The sequence below is a fragment of the Micromonospora sp. AMSO31t genome, assembly GCF_008868175.1.
Classification (GTDB): domain Bacteria; phylum Actinomycetota; class Actinomycetes; order Mycobacteriales; family Micromonosporaceae; genus Micromonospora.
Window position 1 is genome coordinate 1 of record NZ_WBKT01000097.1, and the last position, 20,574, is coordinate 20,574.

General features: G+C 73.2%; 22 protein-coding genes. 15 read left to right on the top strand and 7 right to left on the bottom strand.

The window, feature by feature from the left end:
• From F8274_RS20415 to F8274_RS20425, 3 genes are all read left to right on the top strand, one after another.
• The coding region (locus tag F8274_RS20415) for a carbon-nitrogen hydrolase family protein (RefSeq protein ID WP_151463979.1) at nucleotides 1-821 on the top strand (821 nt) is incomplete at its 5' end.
• Between the two features lie 59 nt (nucleotides 822-880).
• The gene (locus F8274_RS20420; protein ID WP_151463980.1) at nucleotides 881-1,525 is read left to right on the top strand and encodes an HAD family hydrolase; all 645 of its coding nucleotides are present in this window, start codon (nucleotides 881-883) and stop codon (nucleotides 1,523-1,525) included.
• A gap of 161 nt (nucleotides 1,526-1,686) precedes the next feature.
• Nucleotides 1,687-2,616: an RIO1 family regulatory kinase/ATPase gene (locus F8274_RS20425; protein WP_151463981.1), complete on the top strand. Its 930-nt coding sequence runs from the start codon at nucleotides 1,687-1,689 to the stop codon at nucleotides 2,614-2,616.
• A gap of 70 nt (nucleotides 2,617-2,686) precedes the next feature.
• Here the strand turns inward: F8274_RS20425 and F8274_RS20430 are convergent, their stop codons facing one another.
• Nucleotides 2,687-2,935, bottom strand: coding sequence for a DUF2630 family protein (locus F8274_RS20430; protein ID WP_151463982.1), 249 nt, complete (start codon nucleotides 2,933-2,935; stop codon nucleotides 2,687-2,689).
• 445 nt (nucleotides 2,936-3,380) lie between these two features.
• Between F8274_RS20430 and F8274_RS20435 the strand changes: the two genes are divergently transcribed.
• The 8 genes from F8274_RS20435 to F8274_RS20470 all read left to right on the top strand — a co-directional run bounded on the left by F8274_RS20435 (nucleotide 3,381) and on the right by F8274_RS20470 (nucleotide 11,601).
• Nucleotides 3,381-4,694 (top strand): cytochrome P450, encoded by a 1,314-nt coding sequence (locus F8274_RS20435; protein WP_192579906.1) that lies wholly within the window; start codon nucleotides 3,381-3,383, stop codon nucleotides 4,692-4,694.
• Nucleotides 4,691-5,566 (top strand): terpene synthase family protein, encoded by an 876-nt coding sequence (locus F8274_RS20440; RefSeq protein ID WP_151463984.1) that lies wholly within the window; start codon nucleotides 4,691-4,693, stop codon nucleotides 5,564-5,566. Before F8274_RS20435 ends, F8274_RS20440 begins: the two co-directional genes overlap by 4 nt.
• Nucleotides 5,563-7,110 (top strand): prenyltransferase/squalene oxidase repeat-containing protein, encoded by a 1,548-nt coding sequence (locus F8274_RS20445; RefSeq protein ID WP_225853886.1) that lies wholly within the window; start codon nucleotides 5,563-5,565, stop codon nucleotides 7,108-7,110. Before F8274_RS20440 ends, F8274_RS20445 begins: the two co-directional genes overlap by 4 nt.
• A gap of 94 nt (nucleotides 7,111-7,204) precedes the next feature.
• Complete coding sequence (locus F8274_RS20450; protein WP_151463985.1) at nucleotides 7,205-9,697, top strand: nitrate- and nitrite sensing domain-containing protein; 2,493 nt, start codon at nucleotides 7,205-7,207, stop codon at nucleotides 9,695-9,697.
• Nucleotides 9,698-9,761: 64 nt separating this feature from the next.
• The gene (locus F8274_RS20455) at nucleotides 9,762-10,187 is read left to right on the top strand and encodes a roadblock/LC7 domain-containing protein (protein WP_091320827.1); all 426 of its coding nucleotides are present in this window, start codon (nucleotides 9,762-9,764) and stop codon (nucleotides 10,185-10,187) included.
• Entirely contained in the window at nucleotides 10,184-10,573 is a 390-nt protein-coding gene (locus F8274_RS20460) for a DUF742 domain-containing protein (protein ID WP_151463986.1), read from the top strand. The genes F8274_RS20455 and F8274_RS20460 overlap by 4 nt, the downstream gene beginning before the upstream one ends.
• On the top strand, nucleotides 10,554-11,165 hold the full coding sequence (locus tag F8274_RS20465) for an ATP/GTP-binding protein (protein ID WP_151463987.1): 612 nt from the start codon (nucleotides 10,554-10,556) through the stop codon (nucleotides 11,163-11,165). Before F8274_RS20460 ends, F8274_RS20465 begins: the two co-directional genes overlap by 20 nt.
• Before the next feature lie 31 nt (nucleotides 11,166-11,196).
• Complete coding sequence (locus F8274_RS20470; RefSeq protein WP_151463988.1) at nucleotides 11,197-11,601, top strand: SRPBCC family protein; 405 nt, start codon at nucleotides 11,197-11,199, stop codon at nucleotides 11,599-11,601.
• A gap of 4 nt (nucleotides 11,602-11,605) precedes the next feature.
• Here the strand turns inward: F8274_RS20470 and F8274_RS20475 are convergent, their stop codons facing one another.
• The gene (locus F8274_RS20475; protein WP_151463989.1) at nucleotides 11,606-12,349 is read right to left on the bottom strand and encodes a cyclopropane-fatty-acyl-phospholipid synthase family protein; all 744 of its coding nucleotides are present in this window, start codon (nucleotides 12,347-12,349) and stop codon (nucleotides 11,606-11,608) included.
• 114 nt (nucleotides 12,350-12,463) lie between these two features.
• Between F8274_RS20475 and F8274_RS20480 the strand changes: the two genes are divergently transcribed.
• Nucleotides 12,464-13,348: a fructosamine kinase family protein gene (locus tag F8274_RS20480; RefSeq protein ID WP_225853887.1), complete on the top strand. Its 885-nt coding sequence runs from the start codon at nucleotides 12,464-12,466 to the stop codon at nucleotides 13,346-13,348.
• Nucleotides 13,349-13,358: 10 nt separating this feature from the next.
• Here the strand turns inward: F8274_RS20480 and F8274_RS20485 are convergent, their stop codons facing one another.
• The 3 genes from F8274_RS20485 to F8274_RS20495 form a co-directional block, all read right to left on the bottom strand.
• A complete protein-coding gene (locus F8274_RS20485) occupies nucleotides 13,359-14,450 on the bottom strand; it encodes a winged helix DNA-binding domain-containing protein (protein ID WP_225853888.1) in 1,092 nt (363 codons plus the stop codon).
• A 76-nt stretch (nucleotides 14,451-14,526) separates the two neighbouring features.
• On the bottom strand, nucleotides 14,527-14,715 hold the full coding sequence (locus F8274_RS20490; RefSeq protein ID WP_151463990.1) for a DUF397 domain-containing protein: 189 nt from the start codon (nucleotides 14,713-14,715) through the stop codon (nucleotides 14,527-14,529).
• Nucleotides 14,706-15,470, bottom strand: a complete 765-nt coding sequence (locus F8274_RS20495) for a DUF5753 domain-containing protein (RefSeq protein ID WP_151463991.1) — start codon at nucleotides 15,468-15,470, stop codon at nucleotides 14,706-14,708. Before F8274_RS20495 ends, F8274_RS20490 begins: the two co-directional genes overlap by 10 nt.
• Nucleotides 15,471-15,583: 113 nt before the next feature.
• Between F8274_RS20495 and F8274_RS20500 the strand changes: the two genes are divergently transcribed.
• Nucleotides 15,584-16,012: a hypothetical protein gene (locus F8274_RS20500; protein WP_225853889.1), complete on the top strand. Its 429-nt coding sequence runs from the start codon at nucleotides 15,584-15,586 to the stop codon at nucleotides 16,010-16,012.
• A gap of 195 nt (nucleotides 16,013-16,207) precedes the next feature.
• On the opposite strand, the gene F8274_RS20505 is transcribed toward F8274_RS20500, so the two are convergent.
• Nucleotides 16,208-19,063, bottom strand: coding sequence for an aconitate hydratase (locus tag F8274_RS20505; protein ID WP_151463992.1), 2,856 nt, complete (start codon nucleotides 19,061-19,063; stop codon nucleotides 16,208-16,210).
• Between the two features lie 156 nt (nucleotides 19,064-19,219).
• On the opposite strand from F8274_RS20505, the gene F8274_RS20510 reads away from it, so the two are divergent.
• A complete protein-coding gene (locus F8274_RS20510) occupies nucleotides 19,220-19,576 on the top strand; it encodes a VOC family protein (RefSeq protein ID WP_151463993.1) in 357 nt (118 codons plus the stop codon).
• Nucleotides 19,577-19,599: 23 nt separating this feature from the next.
• Nucleotides 19,600-20,256 (top strand): DedA family protein, encoded by a 657-nt coding sequence (locus F8274_RS20515; RefSeq protein WP_151463994.1) that lies wholly within the window; start codon nucleotides 19,600-19,602, stop codon nucleotides 20,254-20,256.
• 64 nt (nucleotides 20,257-20,320) lie between these two features.
• Here the strand turns inward: F8274_RS20515 and F8274_RS20520 are convergent.
• Nucleotides 20,321-20,574, bottom strand: a 254-nt coding sequence (locus F8274_RS20520; protein ID WP_192579905.1) for a C39 family peptidase, incomplete at its 5' end; no start/stop codon positions are given.

Sequence of the window (20,574 nt, forward strand, 5' to 3'; positions counted from 1 at the left end):
TGACCGTGGCCACCGTGCAGGCCGAGCCCGTCCCGGGTGACGTCGCCGGCAACGCCGTCCGGGCCGCCCGCCTCGTGGGCCGGACCACCGGCGCCCGGGTCGTGGTGTTCCCCGAGCTGTTCCTGCCCGCGTACCACCCGCCGACCCTGGGCGCCGACCCGACCGGCACCGACGTGGCCGCCGACCCCGAGGGCCGGGTCGACGACGCGCGGCTGGACCCGCTGCGCGCGGCCGCCCGCGACGGCGGGACGAGCGTGGTGATCGGCGCGGCGGTCCGCCACCCCGACCGTCGGCGCACCATCTCCTCCCTGCTGGTCGACCCGACCGGCGCGGTCACCGCCGCGTACGACAAGCAGCAGCTCTGGAGCGGCGAGCGCGAGCTGTTCGACGCCGGCCGGCGGGGGGCCTCGCTGCTGGTCGACGGCTGGCTGTTCGGCCTCGGCATCTGCTACGACGGCTGCTTCCCCGAGCACGGCCGGGCCGCCGCCGTCGCCGGCGCGCACGGCTACCTGTGCCCGAGCGGCTACCTGGCCGGCTCCGAGCACCGCCGCGACCTCTACTACGCCGCGCGCGCCCTGGACAACACCATGTACGTGATCTTCGCCAACGCCGTGGGCGGCGCGGACCCGTGGCGGTTCAACGGCGGCGCCGCCGTCTACGAGCCGGAGGGCCGGCCGCTGGCCCGGGGCGCGGACACCGGCGAGGAGGTGCTGGTGGCGACCCTCGACCCGGCCGCCCTCGGCGCCACCCGCGCGGCACACACCATGCTCACCGACCGGCTGCCCGATCAGGGGCTCGCCCGAACGACGCTCGTCGGCTGACGGACGGCGTGGTGCCCTCGGGCCTGTCGGTCGCGCAGCCCGTCCCGTAAGGTTCCCGAGTGCCGTTGCTCCTGCTCGATCTGGACAACACCCTGCTCGACCGCGAGGGGCCGTTCCGCGCCTGGGGTGAGCGGTTCTTGGACAGCATCGGCGCGCCGCCCACCGACATCGAGTGGTTGCTCTCCGTCGACGCCGACGGCCTGACCGACCGCTGGGACGTGGCGGACGCGATCCGCGACCGGTACGACGTGCGCATCCCCTCGATCGACCTGGTCGAGGAGTTGCACGACGGTGTGGTGGCGTTCACCCGGCTGGATCCCCTGGTGGCCTGCGCGCTCCGGATCGCCGACGACGCCGGCTGGGTGCCGGTGGTGGTCACCAACGGCACGTCCCGCCAGGACGACGCCAAGATCCGCCGGACCGGGCTGGACCGCTGCATCGCCGACTGGGTGATCTCCGAGGAGGCCGGGGTCAGCAAGCCCAACCCGCGGATCTTCGCGCTGGCCGCCCAGCGGGCCCGGATGCCGCTGCGCGGCGCCTGGGTGATCGGCGACAGCCCGGAGGCGGACATCGGCGGCGCGACGGCGGTCGGCCTGCCCAGCGTCTGGCTGCACCGGGGGCGCCGGTGGTCGGACACCCGGTTCGCGCCCACCCGCACGGTCGACGGGCTGATCGCCGCGGTGGCCGCCGTCCTGGCCGGCTGAGCGGAAATTCGGTTGACCCGCCCGGGGCCGCCCGTGACCATGGTGCGGCGCGAGGGCGCAGCCGGGCGGTGCCCGGTCGAGGAGAGGAGGTCGGTCATGGCCGTCTTTGCAGGGTCCAACCACCTGCCTCCACCAGCCTCGATCGAAGGACCGATCCACCCGTGCGCGATCACGACTTCCCGGCGCCGCAGCGCCGTGGCCGCGGCAAGAGCCGCTTCGACGACGACGAATCCACCTTCCTGAAGCGGGGCCGGCACGCCGAGCCGGTCCTCAGCGACCCCGACGCCGAGCCGGACGCGGAGGACAGCTGGTCCTCCTGGGACCTGGCCGTGCACGGGCCCGAACCCCACCCGGAGTGGCTGGTCACCGAGCTGGCCGCGAGGGACACCGAGCTGGGGGTGTTGAAGACCGGCAAGGAGGCGGACGTCCACCTGGTCCGCCGTGCCGTGCCGGACACCGGCCGGGGCTGCCTGCTGGCGGCCAAGCGGTACCGGGATCCCCAGCACCGCCTCTTCCACCGCGACGCCGGCTACCTTGAGGGGCGCCGGGTGCGCCGCTCCCGGGAGATGCGGGCCATGGCCGGCCGGACCTCGTTCGGCCGGCAGATGATCGCCGGGCAGTGGGCGGCGGCCGAGTTCGCCGCGCTCGCCCGGCTCTGGGAGATCGGCGCCGCCTCCGGGCGGATCGCCGTGCCCTACCCGGTGCAGCTGCTCGGCACCGAGCTGATGCTGGAGTTCGTCGGCGACGCCGAGGCGGGCGAGGCCGCGCCCCGGCTGGCCCAGCTCCGGCCGGAGGGTGCCGACCTGCGCGACCTGTGGGAGCAACTGGTCGACGCCCTGGTGGTGCTGGCCCGCGCCGGGTACGCCCACGGCGACCTGTCCCCGTACAACCTGCTGGTGCATGCCGGGCGGCTGGTCATGATCGACCTGCCGCAGGTGGTCGACGTGGTGGCCAACCCGCAGGGGGCGGAGTTCCTGGGCCGGGACGTCCGGGTGGTGGGCACCTGGTTCGCCGCCCGCGGCCTGCCCGCCTCCGAGATCGACCCGGAGGTGCTGACCGAGGTGTTGCTGCGGGAGGCGGGCCTGCGCTGAGCGCGACGCGTCCCGGGCGGGCACCGGCCCGCCCGGGACGCCGGCACGGCGGTCGGCCGCCGGCCCCGGGTCACTGGAGGTAGCGCTCGACCTCGGTCACGGGACGCTGGCCCTGGGCGTCCGGGTCGCCGTGCGTCCGGCGCGCCGCCCGGCGGCGGCGGAGCAGGTCCCAGCACTGGTCGAGGGACTCCTCCAGGGCCCGCAGCCGCTCCTTGGCCTCGTCGTCCGTGCCGGCCTCGTGCTCCTGCGCGGCCGCGCGCAGCCGGTGCTCCTCGTCGACGAGTTCGGAGATCCGGCTCAGGATGGTCTTGTCGTCCATGCCCGAAGCTTGGCACAGGGGGCGGGCACGCGCCCGGGTTCTCCCCAGTCGGCCGGGAGGAGTTGACCGCGCCGGCCCGCCCGCCGGGCGGCGGACGGCTGAGGCCGGTCGCGAGCGGCGGGTGGACGGCGGCGCCGGGCGGACCTGCGCCGGAAGCCGCCTGCAAACTCCACTGTGGATGCATCTGCCCGCCGAAAGGCTTCCGGCGTGACGCAAATCCCACCGGCTCCATTGTCGACATCGGGATTGTTGTGGGGTGAGATATTTTCCTGTCCGCCTTTTTATCCGTCGTTCAGGATGGCATGCTCGCGGGCAACGTCACGGTTCATGACGGTGTCGCGACACTGGGTACAACAAAGGAGCCATTCACGTGGACGAGTCGCCGAACGCGCCCCGGCCCACCGGGCGGCCCCACACCGTTCCCCTGCGGCAGATCCTGCCCGGCATGCTCCGGGACCCGGCCCGCGCGCTGATCGACGTCGGCAACCGCACCGGGGGCGCGCTCGCCCGGCTGAACCTGGGCTCGTTCCGCCCGTACCTGGTCACCCACCCCCGGCACGTCCAGCACGTGCTGCGCGACCGCGCGGACAACTACGAACGGGCCGGCGACGGGCTGTTCTGGCGCCCGGTCAAGCGGTTGTTCGGCGAGGGCATCCTCGGCGAGGGGCAGATCTGGTCGGCCAGCCGCCGGATGCTCCAGCCGATGTTCACCGCCAAGCGGGTCGAGGCGCTCATCGACGGCATGGCCGACGCCATCCGGGACGCCGTCGACGATCTGGACGAGCCGTTCCGGGCCGGGCGCCCCGTCGACATCGGCACCGAGCAGGCCCGGATCGTCAGCCGGGCGATCATGCGGGTGCTCTTCGCCGACAAGATCTCCGTGCCGGACGCGCTGCGGGTGATCGACGCGCAGGATGTCATCGCCAGCGCGGTGATCCCCCGGATCGTCGTGCCGTTCGCCCCGCTCTCCCTGCCCATGCCGGGGGACCGCCCGTTCCGGCGTGCCGTCCGCATCGTCGACGAGGTGCTCGTGCCGATCGTCCGGGAGACCCGGGCCGTGGCCGACCAGGGCGACGACATCATCTCCACGCTCTGGCAGGCCCGCACCGACGACGGGCGGCAGCTCGACGAGCGCCAGGTCCGCAACGACACCGTGGCCATGTTCGCGGCCACCACCGAGACCACCATCAACGTGCTCACCTGGGCCTGGCCCCACCTGGAGCAGCGGCCCGACGTGGCCGAGCGGCTCTACGCCGAGATCGACCGGGTGGTGGGCGACGAACCGGTGCGCCGCGAGCACCTCGCCGAGCTCACCTACACCCGGATGGTCCTGGACGAGCTGCTCCGGCTCTACCCGATCGGCTGGATCATCCCGCGCCGCGCGGTGGCCGACGACGTCATCGACGGCGTGCCGATCGAGGCCGGGGCGACCATGGTGGCCAGCCCGCTGATCACCCAGCGGATGCGGCAGTTCTGGGACCGGCCGGACGAGTTCGACCCGGAACGGTTCCGGCCCGAGCGGGTGCGCGCCCGGCACCGGTACGCCCACTTCCCGTTCGGCGGCGGCCCCCACCAGTGCCTCGGCATGTACCTGTTCTACCTGGAGGCACAGCTCATCCTCGCCACGATGCTGAGCCGCTACCGGTTCCGGCTGCGCCGTCCCGGCGTACCCGGGTTGCGGCTGGCCGCGGCGCTGCGGCCACGCGAGCGGGTCGAGCTGACCCTGCTGGCCGCGGACCGGCGGGCGGAGCCGGCATGACCGGCGGGGAGGCGCCGGATCCGGTCGCCGCCGCCGCGGAGCAGGGGCGGATCTGCGCGCTCGCCGCGAAGGGCCAGCGCGACCTGCAGCGGTGCGCGGCCGGGCACGCCGAGCTGTTTCCCGGCCGGCCGTTCGACGCGGCGCTGTTCAGCAGCATCGCCCTCGCCATGTCGTTCAGCGCGCCGTGGTGCACCGCCGAGGAGCTGGCGCTGACCAACCGCGCCGTGCTCTGGGGGTTCGCGGTCGACTGGCAGGTCGACCACCTGGCGGCCTCCCGGTCCGAGGTCGACCGGATCGTCAAGTCCTGCCTCGCCGTGGTCGACGGCGCGGCGCCCGACGACCCGCTGGGCCGGTTCCTCGCCGAGCTGCGCGACGACCTGGCCGCCACCCCCGCCTACGCCGAGTTGCGCGAGCCGTGGCGGGACGCGATGGCCCGCACCCTCGACGCGATGGCCCGCGAGTGGGAGTGGAAGCAGGGCGCGCACCCCACGCTCGCCGACTACCTGGCGAACGCCGACAACCTCGCCGCCACGGTGGTCAACGTCGCGCACTGGATCCACACCGGGGACGCCGGCACGCACCGCGAGCTGCCCCGGCTCCTCGCGGTGAGCGACGAGGTCCAGCGGGCCCTGCGGCTGGTCAACGACCTCGGCACCCACCGGCGGGACCGGGAGTGGGGCGACCTCAACGCGCTCATGCTGGTGGACGACCCGGCGGAGATCGAGCGGCGCCTCGCGGAGCAGGTCGAGCACTGCCGGCGGCTGCTGGCCGGCCTGGCGCCCGACTGCCCCCGGCAGGCCGACTTCCTGGCCCGGCAGCTCGGCTTCACCAGCGGTTTCTACCGGCTCACCGACTTCTGGGGCGCCCAGTGAGCCTCACCGCCGGTCCGGCGCCGGTCACCCGTGCCGGCGACGCCCGCGCCGGGCAGGCCCGGGAACTCGTCGAGGCCATGGTGGACAACCCGGCCGGGCAGACCTCCGCGTCGGTCTACGAGACCGGCCGGCTGGTCGCCCTGGCGCCGTGGCTGCCCGGCCACGACGTCCGCGTCTCCTGGCTGCTCGACCGGCAGCGCACCGACGGCGGGTGGGGCGGCCCCGGCGGGTACGCCCTGGTACCCACCCTGAGCGCCACCGAGGCCCTGCTGACCATGCTGCGGCGGCACGGCCCCGCCGCGCCGCTGGCCGGTGCCGCGCACCGCGGCCTGGCCTTCCTGGCCGGCGCCCTCGACGCCGGCGCCCCGCCCGACCTGCCCGCCACCGACCTGATCGTGCCGGCGCTGCGCGAGGCCGTCGACCGGCACCTCGCGCAAACCCCGGCCGGCCTGGCCGACTGGTCTGGGGCCCGCCTGCCGCTGCCGGCCGGTCTCGACCCGGGCCGGCTGACCCGGGTACGCGGCCTGCTGGCCAGCGGGCGGCCCGTCCCGGAGAAGCTGGCGCACGCCCTGGAGGTGGCCGGCGACGGCGCCTGCCGGGCGGCCGGCGTGCGGCCCACCGAGGCGGGCGCGGTCGGCGCCTCGCCCGCCGCGACGGCCGCCTGGCTCGGTCGCCCCGAGCCCGGCCCCGCCCTGGACTACCTCCGGGCGGTCGGCGGGCGCGGTCCGGTGCCCTGCGCCAGCCCGATCACCGTCTTCGAGCGCGCCTGGGTGCTCGGCATCCTGGCCCGCGCCGGCGTGCCGCTGACCGTCCCCGGGTCGCTCGTGGCCGAGCTGCGGGCGGCCGTCGGGGCGTCCGGGGCGGCCACCGGACCCGGGCTGCCCGCCGACGCCGACACCACCTCGGTGACCCTCTACGCGCTGGCCCGGCTGGGCCGGCCGCTCGACGTGTCCCGGCTCGACGCGTACGACACCGGGCGGCACTTCTGCACCTGGCCGGGGGAGGACGGGGCGTCGGTGACCACCAACGCGCACGTCCTCGACGCCCTCGGCCAGCACCCCGGCCACCCCGGCGTGGCGGCCACCGTGGACCGGGTCGCCGGCTGGCTGGTCGAGCGGCAGGAGCCGGACGGCCGGTGGGGCGACCGGTGGCACGCGTCGGCGTACTACGCCACGTACTGCGTGCTGCTCGCGCTCGCCGAGCACGCCACCGGCCCGGGGGTGCGGGCCGCCGTCGAGCGGGGCGTCGGCTGGCTGCTGGACACCCAGCGGGCGGACGGCTCGTGGGGGCGCTGGGGCGGCACCGCCGAGGAGACCGCGTACGCGGTGCTCGCGCTGTCCGGCGCCGCCCGGCCGGAAGATACGGGGGTCGATGCGGCGCTCGCGCGGGGGCGGCGACGACTGTCCGAGTGGGACGGACGCGCTGCTGGGCCGCCTCTGTGGCACGACAAGGATCTCTACCGCCCGACCCTGATCGTGCGCGCAGCGGTGCTGGCCGCGTCGTGGTCGGCCGACCCAACTTCCACCGGGCCGGCAACACCATGATCAGGATCGCTTGAATGGAGTTCACGACGACTGCTAGCGTGCGCCGGAGTCGATCGGATTTCCGACTGATCGGATACCGGGCCAGGACGGTGTGATGCGTTCCCGCAGTACGAATCTCCGTACGAAGATCATCGCCCTTCTGGCGTCCCTGATCGCGCTCTGGGCCTTCGCCGCGTGGGTGACGGTGCGCGACGGGTTCAACCTGCTCGGTGTGCAGGCGCTCAACGCGCGGGTCTTCGAGCCGGCCGATCCGCTGCTGCTCCAGCTGCAGAACGAGCGGCGGCTGTCGCTGTTGTACCTCGGACAGTCCGACCCGGACCAGCTCTCCGAACTCGTCGCGCAGCGGCAGCGCACCGACGACAGCGCCGCCACGCTGTGGCGCTCCGCGCAGGACTGGCGCACCGAGATCCCCGCCAGCGACGAGCTGGAGCAGCGCATCACCGACCTGAAGACCCAGGTCGAGCAGCTCGGCGCGGTCCGCGCCGAGGTGGGCCGCAAGACCATCGACCGCACCGCGACGCTGGCCGCGTACAACGAGGCCGTCGACGCCATCTTCGGTGTCTTCGACGCGCTCGGCGGCCTGGACGACGACGAGATCGCCCGGGACACCGCCGCGCTCATCGACCTGAACCGGGCCCGGGAGCTGCTGTCCCAGCAGGACGCCCTGCTCACCGGCGCGGTGGCGGCCAACCGGATGACCGTGGCCGAGCAGACCGCCTTCGCCCGGCTGGTCGGCGCCCAGTTGTTCCTCTCCGACCGCACCGCGCGCGACCTCGCCCCCACCGACCGGGCCCGCTACCAGCAGATGACCGAGGGGGAGTCGTTCCGGCAGCTCCGTGCCCTCCAGGACCGGGTGCTCGCCGCCAAGGGCAGCGACGTGCGCCCGCCCGTCACCGCCACGGCCTGGCAGGCCGCCTCCAGCCGCTCGATGGAGGACCTGCGCGGCGTGATCCTCGCCGGCGGCGAGGACATCGTGGCCCGGGCCACCCCGGTCGCCGTCGGCGTCATCGTCCGGCTGGTGCTCGCCGCCGGCCTCGGCCTCATCGCGGTCGTCGCGTCCATCGTCGTCTCCATCACCACGGCCCGGGCGCTGGTCCGGCAGCTCGAACGGCTGCGCGAGGCGGCGTTCCGGCTGGCCAACGAGCGGCTGCCCAGCGTGGTCGAGCGGCTGGGCCACGGCGAGGAGGTCGACGTCGCCCGCGAGGCGCCGCCGCTGCAGACCGGTGACGACGAGATCGGGCAGGTCGGCAAGGCGTTCAACGCCGTGCAGGAGACCGCCATCCGCACCGCCGTCGAGCAGGCCGAGCTGCGCCGCAGCGTCCGCGAGGTCTTCCTCAGCCTGGCCCGGCGCACCCAGGCGCTGGTGCACCGCCAGCTCACCCTGCTCGACGCCATGGAACGCCGGGAACACGACGCCGAGGAACTGGAGGACCTGTTCCGCGTCGACCACCTGGCCACCCGGATGCGGCGCAACGCGGAGAACCTGATCGTCCTCTCTGGCTCCACGCCCGGCCGGGCGTGGCGGCGCAACGTGCCGATGGTCGACGTGGTGCGCGGCGCGGTCGCCGAGGTCGAGGACTACACCCGGGTGACCGTGCGGCCGCTCGGCCCCGTGTCGCTGACCGGCCGGGCCGTCGGCGACGTCATCCACCTGCTGGCCGAGCTGATCGAGAACGGCCTCTCCTTCTCGCCGCCGCACACCACCGTCGAGGTGCGCGGCATGTTGGTGTCCAACGGCTTCGCCATCGAGATCGAGGACCGCGGCCTCGGCATGGGCGCGGAGGAACTGGCCGCCGCGAACCGGCGCATCGTGGACCGGTCCGAGCTGAACCTGGCCAACGCCGCCCGCCTCGGCCTGTTCGTGGTCAGCCGGCTCACCGAGCGGCACGGGGTGAAGGTGCAGCTCAAGGAATCGGCGTACGGCGGGACGACCGCCGTGGTGCTGATCCCGCTCGAACTGGTCACGCACGACGGGCCGGATCCGAGCACCTCCGGCGGCTTCCCGGTCGGCGCCGGGCAGCCGGCCCCGGCGGCGCCCGCCTCCCCGGCGACGGAGAGCGCGGCGGCCGAACCCGCGGGCGACCGGCCGGCCGCCACGGTGGCCCTCGCCGAGAGCGCCGATCCGGCCGAGCCGGTCGCGGACGGCACGGAACCACCCGCCCCGGCCCGCGAGGACGACTCGGACGAGCCGCGGCTCACCCCGTCCGGGCTGCCGGCGCGTACCCGGAAACGGCAGCCCGCACTCGGCGAGCCCACCGTGGCGCTGACCCCGGTGGAGGCCCGGCCCGCGGAGGCCCCACGGCCCGAGGCGCGGACGGACGGCGGCGCGGCGCCGGCCCGCACCGACGGCGGGCTGCCCGTCCGGGTCCGGCAGGCCAACCTGGCGCCGGAACTGCGGCACGACCAGACCGCCGCGGACGACGACGGCGGGGACGACGACGACACGGTGCGCCCACCGGAGCAGGTGCGCCGGATGATGAGCTCCTACCAGAGCGGCACCCGACGCGGCCGGACCGACGCGGCCCGGCTGCTCGGCGGGGCGCACGAAGCCGGCGCGCCGGACACCGGCGACGGTCAGGCGACCTAGGGACCGCCGATCCGGCGATCCCGGACGAGCACGGCACACCAGCCGGGGGAGAAGAGGACGACGAGTGGCGCAGAAGACGGCTTCGAGCGCGGACCTGACGTGGTTGCTGGATGACCTGGTCGGCCGGGTCAAGCAGGCGGAACACGCCGTGGCGCTCTCCACCGACGGACTGCTGATGGCCTCGTCCCGCGGGTTGAGCCGGGACGACGGCGAGCACCTGGCGGCGATGGCGGCGGGCATCCAGAGCCTGGCCCGGGGCGCGGGGAAGCGGTTCGGCGGCGGGCAGGTGCAGCAGACCATCATCGAGATGCAGTCGTCGTTCCTGTTCGTCACCGCGGCCGGCCGCAACGCCTGCCTGGCCGTGCTGGCGTCCGAGGACGCCGACGTCGGCCTGATCGCGTACGAGATGGCCATGCTGGTCACCCGGGTCGGCCGGTTCGTCGCCTCACCGACACGGGAACAGCCCCTCGGCGAGAACCCGGCGCGATGACCGGCCAGGGGGAGCCCGCGGAGCACGAGTGGGTGGACGACCACGCGGGCCCGGTGGTGCGCCCGTACGCGGTGACCGGTGGCCGGGCCCGCCCGGTGACCGGCACGTTCGATCTGATCTCCCTGGTCACGGCGACCCGGGCGGAGGTGGCGTCGGAGTCCGGGCTCGGCCCGGAACACGTGGCGATCGTCGGTCTCTGCCAGCGGATCCAGTCCGTGGCCGAGATCGCCGCCCACCTCGACCTGCCGGTGGGCACCGTCCGGGTCCTCCTGGGTGACCTGGCGGCCCGCAGCCTGGTGCAGGTCCGTGAGCCGCGGGCGACCCCCGCCGGCCTTCCCGACGACAGTGTTTTCGAGGCGGTAATCAATGGACTACGGGCGCTCTGAGCGGCCGGCGGGTGCGGCGCCGCTGCCGACCGCGATCAAGATCCTGATCGCCGGCGGTTTCGGCGTGGGCAAGACCACCCTGGTCGGCGCGGTCAGCGAGACCCGGCCGCTGCGGACGGAAGAGGTGCTGACCGAGACCGGGATCGGCATCGACGACCTGTCCGGTGTGGAGGAGAAGACCACCACCACCGTGGCGATGGACTTCGGCCGCATCACCCTCAGCGACGACCTGGTGCTCTACCTGTTCGGCACCCCCGGGCAGGACCGGTTCTGGTTCGTCTGGGACGAGCTGGCGCTGGGCGCCATCGGGGCGGTCGTGCTCGCCGACACCCGGCGGCTGGCCGACTGCTTCCCGTCGATCGACTACTTCGAGGGGCGGGGCACGCCGTTCGTGGTGGCGGTGAACTGCTTCGAGGGCGCCAAGCAGTACCGGCTGGACGAGGTGCAGGGCGCGCTCGACCTGGACCCCGACGTGCCCGTGGTGCTCTGCGACGCGCGGGAGCGGGAGACGGTCAAGGAGGTGCTGATCACGCTGCTGGAGTACGCCATGAAGCTGCGCGAGGAGCGCCGCCGCGCCGCCGGCGCGGACTGACTCCGGCGGCACACGCTGCCATGATGGGGCGATGTCCACCGGATCCCGACACCTGAGCGTGCACATCGACCGGCCGGTCGCCGACGTCTACGCGTTCGCCTCCGACCCCCGCAACCTGCCCCGCTGGGCGCCCGGCCTGGGCAGCTCGGTGCTGCGGGAGCAGGGGGAGTGGTTCGTCGAGACACCGGAGGGCCGCGCGCGGGTGCGCTTCGCCCCACCCAACGAGTACGGCGTGCTCGACCACGAGGTAGTCACGCCCTCCGGCGAGACGGTGTACGTGCCGCTGCGGGCCATCGCGGACGGCGACGGCTGCGAGGTGGTCTTCACGCTCCGCCGCTCGCCGGGGATGAGCGACGCCGACCTCGAACGGGACGCCGGGCTCGTCAGCGGTGACCTCGCCCTGCTCAAGGAGGTGCTGGAAGCCGCGACGCCGTGACGGGTCAGATGCGGCGGAGCACCAGCGTCACGAAGCCCAGCACGTTGCGGTACCCGCGCAGCCACTGGTCGCGGTGCTCCCGGGCGGCGGTGAGCGCCTCGGCGGCGTCGGGATGGCCGGGATTGTCCAACGCCCACTCGGTGAGCGAGCCGATCCACGACCATTCGTAGTCATCCCATTCGGCGGCGTCGCTCACATGGGCGTACACCGGCGTCCAGCCGGCTCGCTCGGCGGCGTCGACCAGGCCGGCGAGGTCGGTGAACTCCTCCGGCTTCGCGTCGAGCGCCGCGAGTGCCTCCGGAGTCGGCGGGACCTGCCAGAACCCCTCACCGACCATGAGGATGCCGTCGGCGTTCACATGCCGGCCGGCCAGCTCCAGTGTCTCGCCGAACCCGCCGAACGCGTGTGTGGACCCGACACACAGCACCAGGTCGTAGTCGCCGTCCGGCACGTACGTCCGGGCGTCGCGCTCGTGCAGGGTGAGCCGGTCGGCGAGGCCACGCGCCTCGGCGGCGCCGGCGGCGCGTTCGAGGGCGTACCGGCTGACGTCCACGCCGTCGGCGTGCCCGTCCGGGTGGTGAGCGAGGGCCTGCAGCGCCCAGGACCCCTCGCCGCAGCCGAGGTCGAGGATACGAGCCGCGGGTTGGCGGCCCGCCCGGCGCAGGAGCCGGTTGACGTTGACACCGAAGATCGGAGCCGCGATCGGATGGTGCGAGTGCGCGATGCTGCTGAGCCGTTGACGATCCACCGCCAGAGTCAACACGAGTCCGGTCGACGCCGCACCCGGGTTGTCCTGCCGCCAAGGTCGCCGGCTGTTCACTTAGGATCGTGCGAACACGCACCCCGGACACGAGGAGCCGTAGTGACGCCGTCGACGACGTTCCTGCGGGACTGCCTGCTCCGGGCCGGAATGCGGGACGTCGTCACGGTGGAGCCGGCGACGGGCGGGCTCGCGGCGCTCGCGGGCACGGCCACCCGCCAGGACGCGCCGCCGGTGTTCGTCAAGGCCTTCGCCGACGCGCCGGCCGACGACGTCTTCCTCGCGGAGGCCGAAGGGCTGGCCGCCCTGCGCGAGCTCGGCGGCGTGGCGACACCCGAGGTGATCCTGGCCGACCGGGAACTGCTGGTGTTGTCGGTGCTGCGGCCCCGGCCGCGCAGCGAGACGTTCTGGGAGCGGTTCGCGCATGCGCTCGCCCGCCTGCACACGAGCACGACCCATCCGCGCTTCGGCTGGCACCGTGACAACTGGCTGGGCCGCCGCCGGCAGATCAACACCTGGGAGGACGACGGCTTCGCCTTCTTCGCGCAGCACCGGCTGCTGCGGTGGCTCGGGCAGCCCCGCGTCGACGCGGCCCTCGACGCCGCAGACCGGGCGGCACTTGAGCGGTTGTGTCACCGGCTGCCCGACCTGCTGCCCGACCGGCCGGCATGCCTGACGCACGGCGACCTGTGGGCACAGAACGTCCTGGCCACGCCGGACGGGCAGCCCGCGCTGATCGACCCGGCCGTCTCCTACCTGTGGGCCGAGGTCGACCTCGCGCACCTGTGGTCCACCTCGCCCCCGCCCGAGGCGAAACGGTTCTTCGAGGTCTACGCGGAGCTGACCGCCCTTGACCGCGACTGGCGGGCCCGCATGCCGATCGTGCAGCTGCGGCAGCACCTCGCCGTGCTGGCCCAGTTCGACGACGACTGGGGCGCGGGCGACCAGATCCGCGCCACCCTCGCCCCGTTCCGGACGCGAGCCTGACAGTGGCCCGTCAGGCGGCGAATTCGACGCCGGCGAGGGAGACCGCGCGGTAGGCGGCGAGGCGTTCGGCTTGCTCGACGATGCTCTCGCGCGTGGTGGCGGACAGTGCCTGCCACGGCTGGACGGCGACCTTCAGCGTCCTGCCGGCCTTGCGGGGACGCCAGGTGCCGACCAGTTGACCGTCGACCAGGACGGCCCCCGGGCGGCCCAGCACCGGCCACAACTCCTTGGCACGTGCCGGGTCCGGCACCAGGGTCGCGCGGTCCTTGGCCTGGAGGAAGAGGTCGAACGGGCCCAGCAGGCGGGTGGCCGTGGTGTCGGCCGATTCCAGCGCCTGCTCGTCGGCGGCCAGCAGCGAGCGGGCCTCCCCGTCGACCAGCACCTCGACCACATCCTCGGGCCAGCGCGCCTTGACCTCCTTGACCGGGGCGTCGAGGTAGTCGGCCACCTGCTTGGGGGTGGCCGGGCCGAGCAGACGAAGGTACGCGCGGATGAGGTCGAACCTGTCGCCCGCGGTGGCGGCCTTCCTGAACCGCGGGATGCGGTGCAGGACCGGCGGCGAGGTGTCGAGCTGCAACTCCAGCCCGGCCCGCACGGCGGCCAGCCGGAACGGCATCTCATAGAGGTGGGTGGCGTCGCACGGCCGGCAGAACCGCAGATAGGGCTCGGGAACCGTCTCGGCCACGCGGCGGGAGACGTCCCCCTTGACCGTCGGCCCGGTGACGATGGCGCGCATCCGGGCGGCGACCTCGTCCAGAGCGGCCAGGTTGCCGATGCCAGCGGCTTTCAGCGGCCTGGCGGCGTCGTAGATGCGCTTGCCCGCGTCGGCGTCGGAGAACGGCTCGACCGCGGCCGCCACCGTGCCCGCGTCGGCACGGCGGTAGAGGTGGGGAGCACCGCGCACGGTCCACAGCAGGATCAGATCCTCCGCGGACAACGCCGCCACGTCGACCCCGCGGATGGCCAGCGCCCACCGGCCGCCGTCCGTGCCGGTGTCCTGCACCCCGAGATCGAGCACGGCGGTGTCGTCGAGCGTGCCCGCAGCCCGGTCGAGCTGCTGGGCCCGCACGCGGAAGTTCATCACCTGGCGTTGATCGACCACCCCGGTACGGTACCCAGCGGCCCTGACAAACGTCCCTGAGCAGGGCGGGACGCTCCGGGGGGACTGGCGGTGGCGCTCAGCGGCGCTTGGTCATCGCCACGAAGCGGGTCCAGGCGGCCGGGTCGAAGGTGAGCACGGGGCCGGCCGGGTCCTTGGAGTCCCGCACGCCGACGACGCCCGTGAGATTGTCCGCGACCTCGACGCAGTCACCGCCGTTGCTGCCGCTCTTCGTGCTCTTGCGCCACTTCGCGCCAGTCAGGTCCATGATGCCGCAGCTTCTTTCAGAAGTTCCAGGGAGCGCTGTCGGGGGAGGGCCTCGCCGCGCAATCGTTCCCACCGTCGCTCCAGGGTAGCAATCTCCGAAGTTTGCTCGATGATCTGCGCACGCGCTTGACTGTCCACGTGCCCGACCCGGGTGCCGTCCGGCAACTCGGCAAGCGTGAATGGCCCGTTCAGCCCGGGATACGCGGGCGTCTCTTGTGGCACCACGTGGAGCTGTAGGTTCGGTAGCTCGGCGCAGTTCACGAGATGTGCGACCTGAGCGGCCATCAGTCCCCGGCTGCCGACCTGCCGACGAATGACACCCTCGTCCAGCACCGCTACGAACAACGGCCCGCAATCGCGGACAAGGATCGATTGTCGAGCCAGGCGCGCTGCCACCAACTCCTCAATCTTGGTCGGCGCCAGTGCCTCCCACTCCAGCGTTACGCGAGCATAGGCCTCGGTCTGAAGCAGTCCCGGCACCCAGGCGAGTTGGAAGGCGCGGAGCGCGATGGCGTCACGCTCGATGTCGACCCACGGCCGGAACCACACGGGCTCGCGGCGGTGGAGCGCGTCCGGCCACAGTGCGTCGATGGGCTGGCCCAGAAGGTTCGCGACCGTGGCCCGGTGGCGGCTCTGCGGGATGTGCCCCGGGTTCGCCCACCGGGCGACGGTCTTCGGATGCACCCCGAGCTGACCAGCCAGGCTCTCGGCCGTGTGGCCCGCCTCTGCCAGTGCGGCGACAAACGCGTGGTTCATGCCTGTCCCCTCCGGAACAAAACAACCGTCCGAAGGAGATTACATAACGCTGTGTGATTGTCCGGCAACCCTCGGGAGGCTGCTGTGCAGACGACGCCGAGGAGAGATGACGAATGCCCGAGGACAAGCCGAAGCCGGTTCCGAAGCCGAAGAACGATCCGCCGCCCCGTCCGATCGTGCCGGGCGCGGTCGGGCCGCTCGTCCCTCCGTACCGTGGCCCCGGCCGGGTGACCAACGGCGTGCCCGAAACGCGCTGGCGGGCCCGCGGCGGCCCGGCCGTCGCGCACATCGCGACCGGCACGTCCTGGCGGTGTGACGCCTGCGGTCGGGACTGGCCCTGCCCGGCGCTGCGGGCGATCCCGACGGACGCCGCCCGGCGCGCGACCCTGATCCCGGAGTTCTCCCGGATCACCCGCCGCGCGATCCGCGACCTTCGCGGCCGGCCGGGTGGTCCGGACCCGGTCGCCATCGTGCGCCGCTTCCTCTGGTTCCTGCCGCTCACCGACGAGGAGGCACGGGCGGTCGCGCTGAGGCTGCGCTGAGCGGCGGTCCGGCGTGACGCCTCAGCCTTGTCGGCCTCCTGAAGATCGACTCCAGTCCGGCGAGGTGGCGCTGTCCGGCTGGCCGGGATGCCGCCACCACGGCGATCTGGAGTCGATCAGGGGCGGCGGGCGGCGAAACGCCGAAGGGCCGCTTCCCGCGAGCGCGGGAAGCGGCCCCTCTCAGCCGTGCCGACCTCAGTTGGCGATCATGCGGCGCAGCACGTACTGCAGGATGCCGCCGTGCCGGTAGTAGTCGGCCTCACCGGGGGTGTCGATGCGGACCACGGCGTCGAACTCGACGCCGGTGTCGGTGGTGACCTTCACGGTGCGCGGGGTGTCGCCCTCGTTGAGGGCGGTGACGCCGCTGATCGAGAAGGTCTCCGTGCCGGTCAGGCCCAGCGACTCGGCCGTGGTGTCGACGGGGAACTGCAGCGGCAGGACGCCCATGCCGATGAGGTTCGAGCGGTGGATCCGCTCGTACGACTCGGCGATGACGGCCTTGACCCCGAGCAGCATGGTGCCCTTGGCCGCCCAGTCGCGGGACGAGCCGGAGCCGTACTCCTTGCCGGCCAGGATGACCAGCGGGACTCCGGCCTCCTGGTACGCCATCGAGGCGTCGTAGATCGAGGTCTGCTCGCCGGTCAGGTGGTTGACCGTGAAGCCGCCCTCGACACCGGGGACCAACTGGTTGCGTAGCCGGATGTTGGCGAAGGTGCCCCGGATCATCACCTCGTGGTTGCCGCGGCGGGAGCCGTACGAGTTGAACTCGTGCCGCGCCACGCCGTGCTCGGCGAGGTACCTGCCGGCCGGGGAGTCCGCCTTGATCGAGCCGGCGGGGGAGATGTGGTCGGTGGTCACCGAGTCGCCCAGCTTGGCCAGCACCCGAGCCGCGCTGATGTCCTGCACCGGCTGCGGGTCGCGCTCCATGCCCTCGAAGTACGGGGGCTTGCGCACGTAGGTCGACTCGCCGGCCCAGGCGAACGTGTCGCCCGTCGGGGTCGGCAGCGACTGCCAGCGCTCGTCACCGGCGAACACGTCCGCGTACGCGGAGCTGAAGCCGGTGGCGCCGATCGCCGAGGCGATGACGTCCTGGATCTCGGCGGTGTTCGGCCAGATCTCCCGCAGGAACACCGGGTTGCCCTGCGCGTCCTCGCCGATCGGCTCGTTCGCCAGGTCGATGTCCATGGTGCCGGCGAGCGCGTACGCGACCACCAGCGGCGGGGACGCCAGGTAGTTCATCTTGACGTCCGGGTTGATCCGGCCCTCGAAGTTCCGGTTGCCGGAGAGCACCGAGACGACGGCCAGGTCGCCGTCGTTGACCGCGGCCGAAACCTCCTCCGGCAGCGGGCCGGAGTTGCCGATGCAGGTGGTGCAGCCGTAGCCGACCAGGTTGAAGCCGAGCTTCTCCAGGTAGGGCGTGAGGCCGGCCCGGTCGTAGTAGTCCATGACGACCTTGGAGCCCGGGGCCAGGGTGGTCTTCACCCACGGCTTGCGGGCCAGGCCCTTCTCCACGGCGTTCCGCGCCAGCAGCGCGGCGCCGATCATGACCTGCGGGTTCGAGGTGTTGGTGCAGGAGGTGATCGCGGCGATCACGACGGCGCCGTGGTCCAGCTCGTACTCGACGCCGTCGGCCCCGGTCACCCGGACCGGGTTGGTGGCGCGCCCACCGGCGCCGACCGCGGCGGTCTCCAGGTCCCGCGGGGCGTCGGCCGGGTCGTTGATGCCGTTGGCCGGGGAGTCGCTGGCCGGGAAGGACTCGGCGCTGGCCTCGTCGGCCGGGCCGTCGGTGCCGAACGGCTTCTCCAGCTGCGGCACGCCCGGCTTGCGGCCCGGGTCGCCCCCGGTCTCGTCGGCGGCGACGTAGTCGGAGAGCGCCGAACGGAACAGGGTCTTGGCGGAGCCCAGCGGCACCCGGTCCTGCGGGCGCTTCGGGCCGGCCAGGGACGGCTCGATGGTGCCGAGGTCCAGCTCCAGGCGCTCCGAGTACTCCGGCTCGCGCTCCGGGTCGTGCCAGAGGCCCTGCTCCTTGGCGTACGCCTCGACGAGCGCGACCTGCTGCGGGTCGCGGCCGGTCAGCTCCAGGTAGCGGACGGTCTCGCCGTCGATCGGGAAGATCGCGACGGTGGAGCCGTACTCCGGGGACATGTTGCCGATGGTGGCCCGGTTGGCCAGCGGCACCGCGCTCACGCCGGGGCCGTAGAACTCGACGAACTTGCCGACCACACCGTGCTTGCGCAGCATCTCGGTGATGGTGAGCACCAGGTCGGTGGCGGTGGTGCCGGCCGGCATCTCGCCGGAGAGCTTGAAGCCGACGACCCGCGGGATCAGCATGCTGACCGGCTGGCCGAGCATCGCGGCCTCGGCCTCGATGCCGCCGACGCCCCAGCCCAGCACGCCCAGGCCGTTGACCATCGTGGTGTGCGAGTCGGTGCCGACCACGGTGTCCGGGTACGCCTGGCCGTTGCGCTCCATGACCGTGCGGGCCAGGTACTCGATGTTGACCTGGTGCACGATGCCGGTGCCCGGCGGGACGACCTTGAACTCGTTGAACGCGGTCTGGCCCCAGCGCAGGAACTGGTAGCGCTCCTTGTTGCGCTCGTACTCCAGCTCCACGTTGCGCTCGAAGGCGTCCTCGCGACCGAACAGGTCGGCGATGACCGAGTGGTCGATGACCAGCTCGGCCGGGGCGAGCGGGTTCACCTTGGTGGCGTCGCCGCCCAGGTCGCGGACGGCCTCGCGCATGGTGGCCAGGTCGACGACGCAGGGCACGCCGGTGAAGTCCTGCATCAGCACCCGGGCCGGGGTGAACTGGATCTCCACGCTCGGGTCGGCGGTGGGCTCCCACGCGCCGAGCTGCCGGATGTGGTCGGCGGTGATGTTCGCGCCGTCCTCGGTCCGCAGCAGGTTCTCCAGCAGGATCTTCAAGCTGTAGGGCAGCCGGTCGTGGCCCTCCACCTTGTCGATCCTGAAAATCTCGTAGCTCGCGTCTCCGACGCGTAGCTGGGTCTTCGCACCGAAGGTGTCGAGGCTCGCCACGTCGTACTCCTTCACACCAGCGACCGTGAGTAGTCCTGAGCAGTTTGTCGCACCGGCCGGGGTGCCGCCGTGGTTAGGCGACACTTACCTGCGTCGGTCTCAACAAAACCGTACGTCCGTCTTGCTATTCGCGCAACCTCGTGCCAGGGTTCGGGACGAGGAGGTGCCACGATGATCCATCACGTCCTGCTCGCCTGCCCGCGCGGCTCCGAGGAAACGTCCCGGTCGTTCTACGCCGGCCTGCTCGGCCTGGTCGAGAAGGCCAAACCGCCGGCCCTCGCCGCCCGCGGTGGTTGCTGGTTCACCGGGTACGGCGTCGAACTGCACCTCGGCGTCGAGGACGACTTCCGCCCGGCCCGCAAGGCGCACCCGGCGCTGCTCCGCACCGACCTGGACCGGCTCGCCGCCCGGCTCGACGCCGCCGGCCACCCCGTGACCTGGGGCGACGAGGAGATTCCCGGCATGCGGCGGTTCCACACGTACGACCCGCACGGCAACCGGCTGGAGTTCCTCGCCCCCGCCGGCTGAGGCCGCGCGGGTAGGGTTCGGGGGTGGTCGACGTCCAGCACTGGCTCTCCGCGCTGCCCCCGGGCGTGATCTACCTGATCGTCGCCGGGGTCATCGGCGTGGAGAGCATGGGCATCCCGCTACCCGGCGAGATCGTGCTGGTCAGCTCCGCGCTGCTCGCCGCCGCCGGGGTGGTCGAGCCCGAGTGGGTGGCCACCGCCGCCGCGGCCGGCGCCATCGTGGGGGACTCCATCGGGTACGCCGTGGGCCGCCGCGGCGGGCGGCCGCTGCTCGAACGGCTCGGCCGGCGCTTCCCGAAACACCTCGGCCCGCCGCAGCTCGCCCGCGCCGAGCAGAGCTTCGCCCGGCACGGCGTCTGGGCGGTCTTCTTCGGGCGGTTCGTCGCCCTGCTCCGCATCCTCGCCGGCCCGCTCGCCGGGGCGCTGCACGTGCCGTACCGCCGGTTCCTGGTGGCCAACGCGGCCGGCGGCCTGGTCTGGGCGTTCGGCACCACGTACCTGCTCTTCTCCGTGGGCCGCGCCGCCGAGCACTGGCTCAAGGACATCTCCTGGGCCGGCCTGGTCCTCGCGGTCCTCGCCGGCCTGGCCAGCACCTGGTGGCTGCGCCGCCGGGCCCGGCACCTGGAACAGGTCGAGGTGCCCGACGAGGCCGACGAGCCGGTGCACGCGGGCGACCGCTGACGACAACGACGAAAGGGCCCGACCCCTCGTGGGGTCGGGCCCTTGTCGTGTGGCTTCCGGTGGATCAGGACGCCGAGTAGCCGCGGGTGGCGATCCAGTCGGCGAGGTTGTCGACGGTGATGCGGTAGGAGGCGGTGTTCGGGTTGGCGCTGTCGGCGATGGTCACGGTGTGGCCGTTGTTCTGGTAGCCGACGACGCTGATGTAGTGGCCGCCTTCGAAGGAGTGGGTGTTGCCGTCGGTGTCGGTGGCGGTGCCGGCGATGTTGGCGACCACGGCGCGGCCGTCGTCGACGGTGCGCACGATGTCGGCGCGCAGGG

Coding starts and splice junctions, on each gene's coding strand:
- F8274_RS20430 (WP_151463982.1), bottom strand. CDS start 2,935: ATGGACGACAAGACCATCCTGAGCCGGATCTCCGAACTCGTCGACGAG.
- F8274_RS20435 (WP_192579906.1), top strand. CDS start 3,381: ATGCTCCGGGACCCGGCCCGCGCGCTGATCGACGTCGGCAACCGCACC.
- F8274_RS20440 (WP_151463984.1), top strand. CDS start 4,691: ATGACCGGCGGGGAGGCGCCGGATCCGGTCGCCGCCGCCGCGGAGCAG.
- F8274_RS20450 (WP_151463985.1), top strand. CDS start 7,205: ATGCGTTCCCGCAGTACGAATCTCCGTACGAAGATCATCGCCCTTCTG.
- F8274_RS20460 (WP_151463986.1), top strand. CDS start 10,184: ATGACCGGCCAGGGGGAGCCCGCGGAGCACGAGTGGGTGGACGACCAC.
- F8274_RS20465 (WP_151463987.1), top strand. CDS start 10,554: ATGGACTACGGGCGCTCTGAGCGGCCGGCGGGTGCGGCGCCGCTGCCG.
- F8274_RS20470 (WP_151463988.1), top strand. CDS start 11,197: ATGTCCACCGGATCCCGACACCTGAGCGTGCACATCGACCGGCCGGTC.
- F8274_RS20490 (WP_151463990.1), bottom strand. CDS start 14,715: ATGGACCTGACTGGCGCGAAGTGGCGCAAGAGCACGAAGAGCGGCAGC.
- F8274_RS20495 (WP_151463991.1), bottom strand. CDS start 15,470: ATGAACCACGCGTTTGTCGCCGCACTGGCAGAGGCGGGCCACACGGCC.
- F8274_RS20500 (WP_225853889.1), top strand. CDS start 15,584: ATGCCCGAGGACAAGCCGAAGCCGGTTCCGAAGCCGAAGAACGATCCG.
- F8274_RS20510 (WP_151463993.1), top strand. CDS start 19,220: ATGATCCATCACGTCCTGCTCGCCTGCCCGCGCGGCTCCGAGGAAACG.